Source organism: Streptomyces sp. NBC_00259, assembly GCF_036181745.1.
Classification (GTDB): Bacteria; Actinomycetota; Actinomycetes; order Streptomycetales; family Streptomycetaceae; genus Streptomyces; species Streptomyces pratisoli.
The window spans coordinates 8,118,262-8,132,571 of record NZ_CP108080.1 but is presented as its reverse complement, the minus strand read 5'-3'; the positions used below and the strand labels follow the sequence as shown (position 1 = coordinate 8,132,571).

General features: G+C 69.1%; 14 protein-coding genes and 3 pseudogenes. 7 read left to right on the top strand and 10 right to left on the bottom strand.

Translation table 11 applies throughout. From position 1 onward, the window contains the following. Window positions 1-29 precede the first annotated feature (29 nt). Both OG766_RS36485 and OG766_RS36480 read left to right on the top strand, forming a co-directional pair. Window positions 30-665, top strand: a complete 636-nt coding sequence (locus OG766_RS36485) for a TetR/AcrR family transcriptional regulator (RefSeq protein WP_328727390.1) — start codon at window positions 30-32, stop codon at window positions 663-665. Between the two features lie 69 nt (window positions 666-734). Further along, window positions 735-887, top strand: coding sequence for a hypothetical protein (locus OG766_RS36480; RefSeq protein ID WP_328727389.1), 153 nt, complete (start codon window positions 735-737; stop codon window positions 885-887). 89 nt (window positions 888-976) lie between these two features. Here OG766_RS36480 and OG766_RS36475 read toward each other — a convergent pair. The 3 genes and pseudogenes from OG766_RS36475 to OG766_RS36465 all read right to left on the bottom strand — a co-directional run bounded on the left by OG766_RS36475 (window position 977) and on the right by OG766_RS36465 (window position 3,322). Beyond that, window positions 977-2,183, bottom strand: a pseudogene (locus OG766_RS36475) (RNA-guided endonuclease InsQ/TnpB family protein). Continuing rightward, window positions 2,167-2,573: pseudogene (tnpA, locus tag OG766_RS36470) on the bottom strand (IS200/IS605 family transposase). Before tnpA ends, OG766_RS36475 begins: the two co-directional pseudogenes overlap by 17 nt. A gap of 167 nt (window positions 2,574-2,740) precedes the next feature. After that, window positions 2,741-3,322, bottom strand: a complete 582-nt coding sequence (locus tag OG766_RS36465) for a PucR family transcriptional regulator (RefSeq protein WP_328727388.1) — start codon at window positions 3,320-3,322, stop codon at window positions 2,741-2,743. Between OG766_RS36465 and OG766_RS36460 the strand changes: the two genes are divergently transcribed. Then, a complete protein-coding gene (locus OG766_RS36460) occupies window positions 3,321-3,992 on the top strand; it encodes a hypothetical protein (protein WP_328727387.1) in 672 nt (223 codons plus the stop codon). The genes OG766_RS36465 and OG766_RS36460 overlap by 2 nt on opposite strands. Before the next feature lie 315 nt (window positions 3,993-4,307). On the opposite strand, the gene mhpA is transcribed toward OG766_RS36460, so the two are convergent. The 5 genes from mhpA to OG766_RS36435 form a co-directional block, all read right to left on the bottom strand. After that, a complete protein-coding gene (mhpA, locus tag OG766_RS36455) occupies window positions 4,308-5,948 on the bottom strand; it encodes a bifunctional 3-(3-hydroxy-phenyl)propionate/3-hydroxycinnamic acid hydroxylase MhpA (RefSeq protein ID WP_328727386.1) in 1,641 nt (546 codons plus the stop codon). A 29-nt stretch (window positions 5,949-5,977) separates the two neighbouring features. Next, the gene (locus OG766_RS36450; protein ID WP_328727385.1) at window positions 5,978-6,901 is read right to left on the bottom strand and encodes a VOC family protein; all 924 of its coding nucleotides are present in this window, start codon (window positions 6,899-6,901) and stop codon (window positions 5,978-5,980) included. A 64-nt stretch (window positions 6,902-6,965) separates the two neighbouring features. Then, window positions 6,966-7,841 carry a fumarylacetoacetate hydrolase family protein gene (locus tag OG766_RS36445; protein WP_328727384.1) on the bottom strand — a complete coding sequence of 292 codons (876 nt, stop codon included), beginning with the start codon at window positions 7,839-7,841 and terminating at the stop codon, window positions 6,966-6,968. 113 nt (window positions 7,842-7,954) lie between these two features. After that, entirely contained in the window at window positions 7,955-8,344 is a 390-nt protein-coding gene (locus OG766_RS36440) for a lipocalin-like domain-containing protein (protein WP_328727383.1), read from the bottom strand. Window positions 8,345-8,881: 537 nt separating this feature from the next. Further along, a complete protein-coding gene (locus tag OG766_RS36435; RefSeq protein WP_328727382.1) occupies window positions 8,882-9,451 on the bottom strand; it encodes a hypothetical protein in 570 nt (189 codons plus the stop codon). A 463-nt stretch (window positions 9,452-9,914) separates the two neighbouring features. Between OG766_RS36435 and OG766_RS36430 the strand changes: the two genes are divergently transcribed. Together OG766_RS36430 and OG766_RS36425 are read left to right on the top strand one after the other, a co-directional pair. Continuing rightward, window positions 9,915-10,082: a hypothetical protein gene (locus OG766_RS36430; RefSeq protein WP_328727381.1), complete on the top strand. Its 168-nt coding sequence runs from the start codon at window positions 9,915-9,917 to the stop codon at window positions 10,080-10,082. A 417-nt stretch (window positions 10,083-10,499) separates the two neighbouring features. Further along, a complete protein-coding gene (locus tag OG766_RS36425) occupies window positions 10,500-10,991 on the top strand; it encodes a hypothetical protein (protein WP_328727380.1) in 492 nt (163 codons plus the stop codon). 374 nt (window positions 10,992-11,365) lie between these two features. Here OG766_RS36425 and OG766_RS36420 read toward each other — a convergent pair whose 3' ends face one another. Together OG766_RS36420 and OG766_RS36415 are read right to left on the bottom strand one after the other, a co-directional pair. Then, window positions 11,366-11,569 (bottom strand): hypothetical protein, encoded by a 204-nt coding sequence (locus OG766_RS36420; RefSeq protein WP_328727379.1) that lies wholly within the window; start codon window positions 11,567-11,569, stop codon window positions 11,366-11,368. A gap of 563 nt (window positions 11,570-12,132) precedes the next feature. Then, window positions 12,133-12,813: a GntR family transcriptional regulator gene (locus OG766_RS36415; protein ID WP_328727378.1), complete on the bottom strand. Its 681-nt coding sequence runs from the start codon at window positions 12,811-12,813 to the stop codon at window positions 12,133-12,135. Between the two features lie 117 nt (window positions 12,814-12,930). Between OG766_RS36415 and OG766_RS36410 the strand changes: the two genes are divergently transcribed. After that, window positions 12,931-13,794 carry a fumarylacetoacetate hydrolase family protein gene (locus tag OG766_RS36410; RefSeq protein ID WP_328727377.1) on the top strand — a complete coding sequence of 288 codons (864 nt, stop codon included), beginning with the start codon at window positions 12,931-12,933 and terminating at the stop codon, window positions 13,792-13,794. Between the two features lie 323 nt (window positions 13,795-14,117). Beyond that, a pseudogene (locus tag OG766_RS36405) lies at window positions 14,118-14,305 on the top strand (acyl-CoA dehydrogenase family protein); the annotation flags it as partial. Window positions 14,306-14,310 lie beyond the last annotated feature (5 nt).

Here is a 14,310-nt window from a genome sequence, read left to right as displayed (position 1 = left end):
GAGTCCGACAGGAAAGCAGTGAGGTGGGCGTGACGGCACGGGGCGGGGGACGCCGGTACGGGGGCCGTGACGCGGCACAGCGACGCGAGGAGCGGCGAGCACGGCTGATCGCCGCCGGGCTGGAGCTGTTCGGCACCACCGGCTACGCGGCCACGTCGGTGAAGAACATCTGCCGGGAGGCCGGGCTCACCGAGCGGTACTTCTACGAATCGCTGCGCGACCGGGAGGATCTGCTCGCCACGGTCTACGACGAGCTGATCCGCGAGGTCCAGGTGGCGACCTTCGCCGCAGCCGACCAGGCCGGTCCGGAGCTCGAAGCGCAGGTCCGCGCCGGCCTGGACGTATTCGTCCGCACGCTGACCGACGACCCGCGCAAGGCCCGCATCGTGCTGATCGAGGTGGTCGGGGTCGGCCCCCGCCTCGAACAGCGCCGCCACGCGGTCATGCACGAGTTCGCCGACTTCATCGCCGCGGTCGCGCTCCGGCACATGGGGACACGGACGACGCCGAAACTGCCCATGATGGCGATCGCACTCGTCGGCGGCGTCAACGAACTCCTGGTCGACTGGACGCTCGGCCGCCAGACGGGCAGCGTCGAGGAGATCGTGGATCTGTGCACCCTGCTGATCGTCGCCGCGTACGACGCAGTGGCCCGTCACGCCTGAGCACGCCACCCCGGCGTTCACAATGCCGTGCCGGCGGACGCCGCGGCCGCATAGCGAAGGCGGCACGCCATGCCCGGCCTCGCCCCGGAGCAGCGGCTCCAGAAACACAAGGCCCTGCGCGACTGGCTCCGCTTTCAGCTGCAGCAGACCGAGAGCACCATCCAGCAGCTCGAGCGGCAGGTGGAGGAAGACCGACGGCGCCAGGTCGCCCGGGCCGCTTGATGCAGCGGACCCGCAAGCGTACGAAGGACAGCCTTCAGCCAGTGACTCCTCCCTCCGGATAAATCCGGGGGGCTTCTCCTGTCGGTGGCTCAGGCCACGTCGGGAAGGACCAGCCCGGCCCTGATAGCGACGTTGAGTGCGCCCACCTGATCGGCATGGGCGGTGTGACGACACCGGGTGCACTCGAACTTCTCTTGGGTGGTGCGGTTCTCGCCGGGCACGTGCCCGCAGGCGGGGCAGGTGCGGGAGGTGTTACGGGGGTTCACCGGGATCAGCTTGCGATTGGCGCTCTCAGCCTTATGCGGGATGCCCAGGAACACCCCCCAACCCGCATCGTGGATGCTTTTGTTCAGCCCGGCCTTGGCCGCTGCACCGTTCGGCAGGAAGCTGCCGGGCGCCTCGGGATCGGGCTTGGGCTTGGGGGTGCGGACCATGTTCGCGATGCTCAGCCGCTCGTGCGCGATCACGTCGTAGGTGCGGACGAGCGCGAGCGCGGTCTTATGCGCGTGGTCAGTCCGCTGGCGTCGCCTTGCGGTGCAGCTTGGCGACCTTCTCCACCGCCCGGCGGTGCTTGACTGTGCGGGTTTTCCCGCCTCCGGCGCGGGAACGCCTTGAGCGCCCGCTGAGCCTTGGCGAGAGCGTCGGCGTTGCGCTTGCCGTGCCTCGGGTTCGGCTGGTGCTCACCCTCTGAGGTGGTGAGGAAGTGGGCTATGCCCATGTCGATGCCGGTGACCATGCCTGTGGCGGGGATCGGTTCGGCGGGAACCTCGTCACAGGCGAGGATCACATAGACTGCTTGCCCTCGCGCTTGACGCTGATGGTCTTGACCCGGCCTTTCACGGGCCGGTGCTGGTGCACACGAATGTGCCCGACACCTTGCAGCCGGACGCGGATCACCGGATCGTGCGGGGTGGAGTCCCACCGGCAGCCGTCGCCGTCCTTCGGGAAGTCCACCGTGTCGAACCAGTTCACGCCACGGAAGCGGGGATAGCCCGGCTTCTCCCCGGCCTTTACCCGGCGGAAGAACGCCGTGAACGCCTTGTCGAGACGTCGAAGCGTCGCCTGCTGCGACGAGAACGACCAGCGGCCTTGTCGCTCCGCATCGAACGCCCGAATGGTCTTGAGCTGCGCGGACTGCTGCCCGTACCGGACAGTGACCTTGGAGACGTGCTGGTAGGCGTCGCGACGCTCCTGCAATGCACCGTTGTAGAGGGAGCAGTGATCCCGCAGCATCTCGCCCAGCGCGGCGGCCTGGCGGATGGTGGGGCGGAGGAGGAACTTATATGCGCGGTGCACGCTCGGCCTCCTCCTCCTGCTCCTTCTCCTGCTTCGTCGAGGGCCGTTCCCACTGCGTGTTGATGTACTTCTCGATCGTGTCGGCGCTGACCGCGCCGACCGAGGCGACGAAGAACGAGGACGACCACAGCGTGGGTATCCGCGACTTCAGATGCGGGAACTCCTCGCGCAGTACGCGGGAGGTGAAGCCCTTGAACTGGTGCGCCACGTACGACGCGGAGGCTTTCGGATCGTGCTTGACGAACAGGTGAACGTGATCGGGCATCACCTCAAGGGCGATGATCTCCCAGCCTTTCTCGGCGGCCTTCTGCTCGATCAGCTCACACGGCCACCAAGCACCCGGCGGCGGTACTTCGGGCACCACACCACGTGCAGCCCCAAGTCATACACGCCGCCAGGAGTACCGGCGAACCTTCCGCGTCACAGTCACGTGATCACTATACGCGCGCCGCACATCTAGCTGAGGTCAACAGCGCAGATCCATAGGCCGAGTTGAGGCCAGAGCAGCCCAGAGAAGCGATTCCCCAACCGGCTAAAGCCGGTGGTCCCCTCGCTAGCTATTCGATGGCCGACGTGCCGGTTGGCGAGGCAGCCGCGATTTCGAGCGCTACGCGCACTTCCAATGAGCTGACTGCTGTGGTGGTTACGGGCAGCAGTTCCTCCGCGCGTTTGACGCGGTAAGTGACGGTGTTGCGGGCAATGTGCAGGCGTTCGGCCGCGGTGCGGGTGCTGCGTTCCTCGGCGAGGTAGACGCGCAGGGTTTCGCGCAGCTCACGCAGGCGGGCTCCCTCGGAGGCCAGCGGCCCGAGGACCTCCTGTACGAACCAGCGTGCGTGTTCGGAGTCAGCCGTGACGAGGGCCGCCAGGCGGATGTCCTGGTAGTCGCAGAGCCAGGAGCCCGAAGCGTGCAAGGCCATCCGTTGTGCCTGCAACGCCCCCAGATGGCTGCGGCGCATGCCGTGGGGCCCTGGTGCGGGCGGGCCGAGAGCCGCACGCACCCCTGCCGGCTCGGGCAGGGAGCTGCGCAGGTGTCGGATGTGGTCTTCGGCGGTCTCGCCGCTGACGGCGAACCATACCCACACACTGTTGTCGTGGGCCGGGATGATGAGCGTCCTGGCCGCTTCCAGGGAGCAGGCCATGGTGGATGCCGTCGTGGTGCAGCCGTTCCGCGGCGGGCGCGGAGGTGACGGTGTCGTCGCACCACAGCACCGCGGCCACGTGCGTGCCGGACAGGTCGTATCGCAGACGCCGGGCGGCGGCTTCCTGGTCGACCGGGCGGCCGGCCAGCAGTTCGTCGATGACGGCGCGGCGGGCGGCTTCGTCACTGCCGCGCCAGCGGTCCCGTTCGGCGATGTACTCCTCGGCCATCACGCTCGAGTGTGCGTCGACGTAGGTGAACATCATGTCCTCGAGCCGGCGCAGCTCGGCCAGGCGCTGGTCGGCCTGGACGTGCTTCTCGACTCCTGCTGCCAGGCCGTCCGCCAGCTGCGCGTGTCCGAGCCGCACTCCGCGCAGGACGAGCTCCAGCGGGATTCCGCGGCGCGCGAACTCCCGGCATCCTTCCAGCGCTTCCTCGGCGAGGGTGGGGAGGGGCCCGCTGAAGTCGGACAGCATCAGACGCAAGCCCGTGAGCACCGTGGACTGGATCACACGTCGCAGGGTGGTCGCGGCATCGGGACCGCCGCCGTGCTCAGGCACCTTGCTGAGGACCTCCTCCGCGATGGTCTCGGAGCTCTGGAGCGCCCACTGGACCGCGGCCGCGCCGAGTTCTGTGCGTGCCGCGGCCAGCTCGGCCGGCGACACGACTGACTCGGTGGGGCGGCCGGGATCCGGCCGCAACCACTGGAGCCACTCACCCGTCACGCTTCTCGTCCCTCCGTCGCCGGGGAAGCCGACAAGCGGGCCGCTCGCCGCTGCCGCCCCGGTCAGAGGATATCTCCGAAGAGTGAGCACGCCGCTGACGGGGGCACCGTGCGGCCGACAGCGGGAGGCGTGCTGCCCGGCCGGGACGGTCGCACCGTTCACCGGCAGGGGTTGTGCACTCCGCGCGGCGGCACGCGGGCGGCTCGGGGAGCGCCGGCCGTGGCCGGCACTCCCCGAGGACGGCGACATGGCGCCGGCGGCTCAGGCGGTCGGCTGCGGGGCGGGGACCGCCGTGAGCCGGCCGCGCAGCTCACCCACCAGACGCGGGATGTGGGCCGTACTCTTGGCGCCGCCGAAGATGTAGAAGTCGGGGCGCACCAGCATGGCCTCAAGGCCGGTACGGGCCAGGTCGGCCAGGTAGGTGCGGTCGAGATCGACGACGACGTCGGGGCCGTTCGCCGCCGGGTCGTCGGTGATCCTCAGCAGGCGGAGCCCGACCTCTTCACACCAGGCCAGGGTGTCCTCGTCGAGCCCGTCACGCGGATCACCGGTGGTGAGCAGGGTGAGCCCGATGCCGACGGTTTCGTCGAACATGCCGGTACGGTCCCCGAACCGCACCCGTCCCTGCCGGCTGAGCTGCCCGGTCGGCTCCGCCGTGGCGCCGGTGCAGTCGCGGTCCAGCAGTCCGCCGGTGAAGGTCACCAGGAACTGATCTCCTTGTGGTACGCGGCCTGCCTGCTGGTCGGCGATCATGCGGGCGTCGCGCTCGGCGGCCGCGGCCGGGTCCGGCTCGCAGATGACCCTCCCCAGGCCCACAGACTTCTCGATCGCATGCTGCAGATGCTGGCATCGCTCGGTGGTGTAGGTGTCCAGCAGACTGTCCTCGGCTTTCCCGGACAGCACCAGGTCGAGCTTCCAGCTCAGGTTGATGGCGTCACGCAGGCCCGAGCACAGGCCCTGCCCGGCGAACGGCGGCATCTGGTGGGCCGCGTCCCCGGCCAGCAGCAGTCGGCCCTCGCGCCAGGAGTCCGCCCAGCGCGCCTGGAAGGTGTAGACGGTTTGCCGCTCCAGGGTGGCGTTGTCCGGGTGCAGGTCCCACGGCTCGAGCAGCTTCCAGGCGGTCTTGGCCTGGTTGAGCTCGGCGATGGACTCGCCGGGCAGGCGCATGAACTCCCAGCGACGGCGGCCCGGGCCGCCGACCACCGCCGTGGTCGGCCGGGCCGGATCGCAGAGCTGCAGGTTCCGTGGCGTCCACTCGCGGTCCCGGTCATGGGGTATGACGTCGAGGACCAGCCAGTCGAACTTGAAGCCGAGGTCGGTGACCGAGGTGCGCATGCACGAGCGGATGAAGCTGTTGGCACCGTCGCAGCCGACGACGTACGCGGCCCGGAGAGTACGCTGCGCGCGCACCCCGTCACGGAGCAGGGGCTCGTCTCCCGAGCTCTCCGCCACCGTGACGTCCACCGCCGTGGGGCCCGCCTGGACGCCCACGGCTTCCCAGCCGCGCAGGATGTCGATCCCCGGCAGCGACTGGACGCGCTCGTTCAAGGCCGCTTCCAAGGTGGGCTGGTTGAACGCGCTCAGGTTGGGCCAGCCGGAGTGGCTGCCGTCCGAGAAGTCGTAATGGAGGAGTTGCTGACCCTCTCCGTTGCGCCACTCGTAGTCCACAGCGGGTTCACTGACAGCGGCCATGTCCACCCCAAGCGACGCCAGGATGCGGCCGGCCTCGTGGTCGAAGACGACGGCGCGCGGCAGCGGGTACTGCTGCGGCCAGCGTTCGACGATGCCGACCCGGCGGCCTCGGGTGGCCAGTTGGATGGCCGTGGTCAGCCCGACCGGACCGGCGCCGACCACCAGCACGTCGTAGGCCTCCGCGGCAAGGCCCTTGGTAGAGGTGCTCATACGTGCTTCCGCTTCCTTCTTTCGTTCGATCAGCTGGCGTCGTGCGCGCCGGTCATCAGCGCGGCGAGGTCCTCGGGGCGCAGGAAGGACGGCGGTACCGGCGGGCCCCAGTTGTACAGGGCGACGCGGGCGTCCTCCCACACCCCGGGGGTCCACAGCTGGTCGTCGACGATGCAGTCCATGTCGGAGTAGTACTCGGAGAAGTTGCCGGCCGGATCCTTGAGATACCAGAAGAAGTTCGACCCCAGCTGGTGGCGGCCCAGACCCCACACATGGCGCTCGGGGTGGCCTTCCAGCATCCGTGTGGCGCCGCGTCCGACCTCGTCCACGTCGTCCACCTGCCAGGAGGTGTGGTGGAGGAAGGAGATGGGGGCCTGCTGGACGAGGACGTTGTGGTGGTCGGTGGAGCAGCGCAGGAACGCCGCGCCCGGTGCCTGGTCGCTGACCTTGAAGCCGAGCCCTTCGGTGAAGAAGCGCTGGGAAGCCTCCTGGTCGGTGGAGCCCAGGACGACGTGTCCCAGGCGGCGGACGCGCACCGGCCCCTCACGAAGTACGCCGGGGGCACGCTCCCCGGTCCGCTCGATCCGCCCGGGAGCGTTGTACGGCATCCGCGCGGCCGCGGACTGCACGATGCGCGGCTGCACCTCGACGGTCACCGTCACCTCGGTGCCCGGGTCGACCGCGCGCAGGCGGTGGGAGTCCCGGACGAACGGCACCTCGAGCCGGTCGAGGGCCGAGCCGATCCGACTCAGGTCGTCGGGGTCGTCGGCGCTCAGGGTGAGCTCTTCCAGGCGGCGCCGCGCCGCGTGAACGATCTTGAGCTGTTCACCGCCGTCGGCAGTGGCGAAACGGCCGTCGCCGAGGTCCGTCAGCCCGAAATCGGCGTAGTAGGCCGAGGTGTCGGCCACATTGGGCACCCCGATCGTGATGTGCGCCACGCGGTGCAGGGCCATGGCAGTCTCCTCCAAGAGCTTCAGTGTGCGGGTGGTGTACGCAGGAAGGTGCGGAAGCCGCGCGTCAGACGGCCTGCGGGCCTTCGGGGTAGCTGGGGCCGGCGACCAGCGGATTGCGCAGCTCACCGATGCCGTCGATCCAGCTGCGCAGTTCCTCGCCGGGGGCCAGGAAGCGGCGCGGGTCCCGGGTACCGCCCACGCCTGCCGGTGTGCCGGTGAAGATCAGGTCGCCGGGCAGCAGCGGGCAGATCGACGACATCCAGGCGATCTGCTGGGACACCGAGAAGATCAGCTGGGAGGTGCGCGAGTCCTGCATGGTCTCGCCGTCGATCGCGCAGCCGAGCGCGAGGTCGTCGGGGTTGTCGAACTCGTCCGGGGTGACCAGCACCGGCCCGGTCGGGCTGAAGCCGGGGAACGACTTGCCCAGCGAGAACTGGGGCGCCGGTCCCGACAACTGGATGCCGCGCTCGGACAGGTCCTGGCCGAGCGTGAGGCCGGCCACGTACTGCCACGCGTCCGAGACGGCGACCTGGGACGCCTCACGACCGATCACCGCTACCAGCTCGACCTCCCAGTCGACCAAGGCACTCGGCAGCGAGACCGTGTCGTACGGCCCGGTCAGGGACGTGGGGTACTTGGTGAAGACAGCGGGACGCTCCGGTACGGCGACCCCCGACTCCGCCACGTGGTCGGCGTAGTTCAAGGCAACGGCGAAGACCTGCCGCGGACGCGGAACCGGCGCGCCCAACTGCCGCTCCTCCAAAGGCGTCCGCTCGTGGCCGGTCGCGGCCGCGGACCGGGCCCAGTCGCGGAACTCGGCCCAGCGGTCGAAGACTGCCTGCGGGTCCGAGGAGAACAGCCCGTCACTGGCTTTCTCCACGTCCACGGCACCGTCGTCGAGGACGAGCACCAGCCGGCCGTTCAGATTGGCTGTGCGCATGGCACAACACCTCCATGAGAATAAAGGGGAAGAGGGGATGAGAGGGTGATCAGCCAGGCGGTCGTTGTCGCTGCTCCGGCTGTGAGGCGGGCGGCCGGCCCGGTCCCACGCCGTCAGGCGTCGGCCCGTCGCCAGCGCAGGCGCAACAGGGACTCATCGGCCCCGGCAGCTGTCAGCTCCAGCCGTCCCGGACTGAACCGGACATCGCGCACCAAGGTCGTCCCCACCCACGGTGCGTAGTGACTGGCCTGAATAAGGTGCATGACCGGCCCGTCCGCCTCGCGCTCCCAGCGGCCGGCATACGCCACGGTCCGGCCCACTGTCTCCTGGACGTGGGATGCGACCGGGGCCACATCGGGATCGGCTGTCAGCAGTGCGCTCATCCACCCGTCGGCGGCGTAGAGCAGCACCCCGCTGGGACGCTCCCCGAGCGGACGGATGACCGTCCCCTGACATGTTTCCGAGAAGTCCTCAAGGGCCCAAGCTCCGACCAAACTGTCCATGGCTGCCTCGCACCGTGCTCCAGTACCGTCGGCCCGACCGCGCAGGCACCGTCACAGCACCACGGTGACGCCCCAGCGGCCGGGCCGAGTGGCCGGCTCCTGCCACCCACACAGAGCAGTCAACCCGCGACCGCGGCACCGACTCTTGGTCCCCGGAACACAAAAGTCCGCTTACTTTGGGCTGACAGCGCCCATGTGACCAGCGCCGATCCGCAACCTGCGCTTTGACGTCCGAATCGTCGATGTACCTCCGCGCCGCGCATCGCCATCAGGTGCTCGTGGCGCTCGCTGGGCAGGTCTTGCGAGGTCATCCTCGCAACAGGCGAGCCGCTTCGTCGGCGGATACAGGGTCCAGGAACGGCAGGATGCGGGACAGGCCGTGGAGGGTGTCGACGCCGGCGGACCGCCACGGGGGCAGCATCACACAGCTCCTCGACGAGTGGGGCATTCCCCGCCACCCCATCGGCTACGTCGCCCCGCGCTCCTACCCCAGCCCCTTCGCCCATCTCGACGTGGCACTCTCGCGCCGCTGTGCGGTCAGCGTCCCTGCCCGTTGCCCGGGCGGCGCGGTCGCCGGGCCGTGGGCCGGGGCCGGCGGCGCTGGGCATCACCAGTCGTCGGGGCGCCCGGCGAGGAGAACCCACCCGGTACGGCCGAGCGCGGGGCCGGGACCTGCGCGGGATCCTTCTCGGGTGCGGCAGGTTGGGGCCGGGCGGCACGGGCGATGACCGTAGCGTGGGTGATCAGGGGAGCGCAGGCCGCGCAGACTTCCTCCACGCTCCACACTCGGCCCACCGTCGGGTCATGGCGCAGGATCATCACCACGGCGCCGGCGCAGTGCACCGTCATGTCCGGGTGGGCGGCGCACTGCTGGGCGCGGCAATGGCAGGAGGCGTTGGGCCGGATCGTGGCCACCTTGGCGTGGGCGGCGGCGTGCTGGGCGGCGAAGGTGCGCATCGCGGCGAGGTTCTTGGAGCGGGCCGGCATGCGGCACGCGGCGGTGCTGCAGGTGACGGTGGCGGTGCGGTCGCTGTGTCCCGTCAGGCGGATGGTCCAGGACCGTCCCGGGATGCGCTCGGTGGAGGATTCGCTGTACGCAGTCGTCACAGGCCGTCCGTTCGTGATCGGTGAAGTGTCCGGTCCACTATGTGCTACCCCCCGGGCGCCTGGACAGCGCGTATTGGGAGCCGTGTGGTGCGGGATTCCAGACGATGAGTCAGCCGGATGCGGTGGTGTCCCATCGGACGGCGCAGCCCGAGCGAGACGTCATGCACGTGCCGCAGCGCTGGACTGCTCGTTGTCCAGGACATGAGCGACCAGACACCGCCGCACCGCCCGTACATCGACGCTGTCGTCACAGCGCTCGGTGGCTTTGTCGGTGAGTCACGGGAACATCTGACTTCATTCACTTTCGGTGACAGCGTTACGGGTCTCAGCAGCAGTGGGCCGGTAAAGGACATCGCTGATGTTCACGGGAAATGACGGCACCGCCGTGCGATCAAGAAGCTGAGGACCTTCCGTGTCGGATCATGAGCCAAGGGCCGGCTACACCGAAGTTCCGGATCAGGAAGTGCGCAGTCTGCAAGTGCGTTACTGCCGGCTGCGGACCGCTGGAGGCGATCCGGTCGCCGAGTTGGAGGCGCTCTCCTTCCAACTGCGATTCGGCGCGGTGGCCGTTGCCGCGGAAGGCATCGGTGGCGTGGAGACCCAGCCCGAGTTCCGACGTCAGGGCACATGAGTCGACTCCTCCGCCAGGCGTTGGCCGGCATGGCACAGAGGGTGGGCATCGCCTTCGTATCCAACGGTATCGAGGGGGTGTACGAGCAGTTCGGCTTCGTCGGAGCCGTCGCCGAAGGGCACCTGGTCATCCCCGTGCGCAACGTCGAACAGGCGGTGGGAGACGATCTGGGTACGGCCGTCCCGGGCATCCACAGCGGCTCTCCGGCCGATCTTCCGGCGATGATCCGTCTGTACAACACCGCGCACGCTCAGCGGCCCTGGACCCACGCACGGCACGCAGGCTGGAACCGACTCATCCCCCAGGCCACGTGGAAGCCTGGATCGCAGACCCTGGTCCTGCAGACCGATGGTGCTGCCGTCGGCTATGCCGTGCTGGAGGGCCGAGCCTTCGGTGACCCCCCTGGATTCGCTGACCGTGGACGAACTGGTGGCCGAGAATGCCACCGCGGCACACCTGCTGCTCATGGCCACCGCCCGACTCTGCTGGCAACGGCGTCTGAGCGGATTCACAGTGCGGGAGCCGGCCGACAGCCTCACCGGCCAAGTGGCTCGCCATATGGGCTGCACCTACCAGCAGAGATTTCCGCCGAGCGGCGGGATGATGGCCGCCGTTCTGAACCGGTCGTCCCTGGTGCGGAAGCTCGAGCCCGAGCTGCGGCGCCGGGCTGCCGTGCAGCAGCCGGACAGGGTCTACGACAAGGCGTTCGACGCGCTGCGACGCGGCGACCTGCTCCCCGATGACAGGGCGCTCATCCGGCTGCTTCTTGGCTACTGGTCGACCGATGACGCATACGTACACGGCATGTCGATCCCCGAACGGTACCGGGATCTTTGTACGGCTTGGTTCCCCGGAGGCGGCACGCAGTCTCTGCCGACCCCGTACGCACACCGCCTGGATCAGTATTAATTAGAACCTGCGCTCGACGGGACGCGTGACCAGCCCCTGTAGCGAGGAGCATCCCCATGCTGTCCTGGCAAGCACCACAGTGCCGTCAAAACTCGCGAACAGCGCCCCTCCGAGATTCGGGGTGCCTCCCAAACCACCCGTGAGCAACCGCTGTCGTGGACCGACTTGAAGAAGAAGCCGGCAAACAGATCGCCGCATCCGCCCCCCCTCAACGCCACGTGACGAAGAGGCTTTCCACGCACGGTAAAGCAGAACGCGAGGGGGCTACACGCCGCTCCAACGGGTGACCCGGTCACCTTCGATGTGGTCGGTAAAGGTGAGGACCTGCCACGTCTCTCAGTCAGGTGATCCATCACGGTTCACGCATCCATCAGTTATGCCCCGGCGGGGCTTGGCAGGACATCGGGGTGGTGCTTCAGCGCCATCCGGGCTGCCACGACGTCCCCGCCCTGGAGAGTCGCCCAGTACGGGTGTGTGGACACCGTGATCGACAGGTCCCGCACCAGCGCGCGCAGCCGCGTGTCCTCCGCCTTCTGCTCGTCGGTGTAGCCGGGGCTGTCCTCCCAGCCGCCGGTCACGATCCCGGTGTGCGGATGCTCCTCCCCCGGCCAGCCAGACGTGGGCTCGACCGACCAGGGCAGCGTTCGGCACAGCGCCTCCCAGTCGCTCGTGCCTACTGGAGGCGCGCCTGCGCGTCGAGAAGATCCTGCGGGAAGTCGTACTCGGCCACGACCGGAACCATGCTTGTGCTCGAATTCTCCAGGTGCTCTGAGCAGCGCTGAGCCCCTCGACCGCGCCCACCGCGTCGAAGATCTCTGCAGCGGACGCATCCCAAGGCCGTGAGCCCTCCCTTACTTCACCAGCTCCGTGTCGTAGAAGCAGTAGTGGCCGGCAATGGCGGCCACTTCGGGCTTCGGATCGAGCCGGTAGATCCAGTCGGCGGGACCGGATGTGTGGTGAGCCGTCATGACGCCGTCCTTGCCGTCGTGAGAGCAGCATGCGCTGCTGTGCCTTGCTGGTCGCCGCCGGACCACCCCGTGCACGACGCCGGCGACAGCGGCACTGCGCGTCCCGGCCGGCTCTCGGTCAGGGCGAGCACGAGCAGGCCGGCCGGTGTCCGCAACATCGTCGCCCTGCCCGGCTACTCCACCGTGGCGGGGTCCTTCTCGATCACCGCACGCAGAGCCTGGGAGGTGCGGTCGATGTGCCGGGCGAGCAGCTCGGCCGCCCCGTCGGCGTCTCTGCGCAGCACCGAGTCGACGAGCTCTTGGTGCTCGGCCGCCACATCGCGCTGGGTGTCATGGCCCACGGGCCGCGACCAGCGCCGGTACAGCGTGGCCGCATCCCTCAAGCTGAGGGCGGCGGCCAGCAGCCGGGCATTGCCGCACGCATCGAGCAGCCTCTGGTGGAAACGCTCATGGATCGTGAACCACTCGCTGTTCAGGGTGCCGTCCGGCCGCACTGCGGTGACACCGGCCAGGTGATGGTGGGCCGCGACCACGTCCGCCTCCCACCTGAGGCTGCCCCGTTCTATCGCCCGGCGCAGCACCAGGGTCTCGATCTCCACCCGGGCTTCGGTGAGTTCGTTCAGGTCCTCCAGGGACACCGTGACCACACGGAATCCCTGCTGGGGGGCGGCGTGGACGAGGCCCTGCTCCGACAGGCGGGTAAGGGCTTCACGCACAACCGACTGGCTGACCGAAAAGCGCTGGGCCAGCTCCACCAGACGCAGCCGCTGCCCGGGCCTGAGCACCCCTTGAAAGATGTCCTCGCGGATCAGCGCGTAGACGACGCCGCCTCTCGTTGCCTTCTCACCAGCCATGACCGAACACCGTAGCAGCGAAACGACAATACTAATAATTATCGTTAATCTATTGCTTTAGCGAAATCCTGGGTGAAGACTTGCGGCCGCAGGACACCGCACGGCATGGAGGACCTCATGCGCCTGGCAAACATCGACGGACGACTGGTCATCAAGGGCCCGCAGGGCTACTTCGACGCCACGGAGGCGAGTGGGGGACGTTTCGGTCCCGCTGCGCAGAGCGCGCTGGCCGACTGGGAGGCGTTCTCCTCCTGGGCGCGCACGTTCTTGGCGTCATCGGACGCGGCGAGGGCCCCGCGGGTCGGCACGGACGCCGGCGCGGTGTGGGGGCCGCCCGTTCCCCGGCCCTCTCAGATCTTCGCGGTCGGTCTGAACTACCGGGACCACATCGCGGAGTCGAAGCTGGACGTGCCGTCGGAACCGGCTGTCTTCACCAAGTTCGTTACGTCCCTGACCGGCCATGACACGGCCGTCACCCTCCCCGACGGGCTGGTCGACTGGGAGGCCGAGCTCGTCGCCGTCATCGGCCGCCACTGCCACCGCGCGACCCGTGAGACCGCCTGGTCGTATGTGGCCGGGCTGACCGTGGGGCAGGACTTGTCCGAACGGCGGCTGCAATTGACCGGTCCTGCCCCGCAGTTCTCCCTCGGCAAGTCCTACCCGGGCTTCGCACCGCTTGGCCCGGAACTGGTCAGCACCGATGAGTTCGCCGACCCCGACGACCTGGAGCTGGGCTGCCGGCTCGAAGGCGGCGAGGTCCTGCAGAAGAGCCGCACCTCCGAGATGGTCTTCGACGTCCCGGAGCTCATCACCCGCCTGTCGGCCGTATGCCCCCTGCTGCCGGGCGACCTGATCTTCACCGGCACCCCGGCCGGTGTCGGCGGTGCCCGCACCCCGCAGAAGTTCCTGGCTCCGGGAGACGTGCTGGTCACCTGGATCGAAAGCATCGGCACCCTGCGCACCCCGATGATCACCCCCTGACCCGGGGCCGGCAGCCGGAGGGCTTCGGTCCGCCTGCGCAGCGCTGGAGTACTTCACCCGGTTCGCCCGCCGCTCCGTCGGTACCGGCCCGTCGGCACCCGGCACCCGGCACCCGGCGCCACGACGCGCCGCTCCCCCTGACCGCCGGGCCCACGGTGCGGCAGGTACGCGAGCCAAGCAGAACCGCACATTCTGCCGGTCGAGCACTCGAGGGTGTGCCCGACCCGCTCGCCCATACTGCCGCCCCGCACGGGCCCGGCCGGTGTGCGGCGCTCCGCTCCCCCGTAACGGCAGCGCCGCACACCACCCCCAAGGAGCACGACATGCTCCGCGAGACGGTCCGCACTCGCCGACGCCAAGATCGCACCGCACGCCGCGGCGGTCGACGAGAAGGCCCGCTTCCCGAGGGAGGCGCACGACGCGCTGGTCGCCTACGACCTGCACGCCATCCACGTCCCCGAGAAATGAGGAATACGGCGGCGCGGGCGCCGACGCTCAGTCTGCGGTCGTGGGAGC

What these genes read in the sequence shown, in the direction of transcription:
- OG766_RS36480 (WP_328727389.1), top strand. Translation starts at nt 735, where the DNA reads ATGCCCGGCCTCGCCCCGGAGCAGCGGCTCCAGAAACACAAGGCCCTG.
- OG766_RS36460 (WP_328727387.1), top strand. Translation starts at nt 3,321, where the DNA reads ATGGTGGATGCCGTCGTGGTGCAGCCGTTCCGCGGCGGGCGCGGAGGT.
- OG766_RS36465 (WP_328727388.1), bottom strand. Translation starts at nt 3,322, where the DNA reads ATGGCCTGCTCCCTGGAAGCGGCCAGGACGCTCATCATCCCGGCCCAC.
- mhpA (WP_328727386.1), bottom strand. Translation starts at nt 5,948, where the DNA reads ATGAGCACCTCTACCAAGGGCCTTGCCGCGGAGGCCTACGACGTGCTG.
- OG766_RS36450 (WP_328727385.1), bottom strand. Translation starts at nt 6,901, where the DNA reads ATGGCCCTGCACCGCGTGGCGCACATCACGATCGGGGTGCCCAATGTG.
- OG766_RS36445 (WP_328727384.1), bottom strand. Translation starts at nt 7,841, where the DNA reads ATGCGCACAGCCAATCTGAACGGCCGGCTGGTGCTCGTCCTCGACGAC.
- OG766_RS36440 (WP_328727383.1), bottom strand. Translation starts at nt 8,344, where the DNA reads ATGGACAGTTTGGTCGGAGCTTGGGCCCTTGAGGACTTCTCGGAAACA.
- OG766_RS36415 (WP_328727378.1), bottom strand. Translation starts at nt 12,813, where the DNA reads ATGGCTGGTGAGAAGGCAACGAGAGGCGGCGTCGTCTACGCGCTGATC.
- OG766_RS36410 (WP_328727377.1), top strand. Translation starts at nt 12,931, where the DNA reads ATGCGCCTGGCAAACATCGACGGACGACTGGTCATCAAGGGCCCGCAG.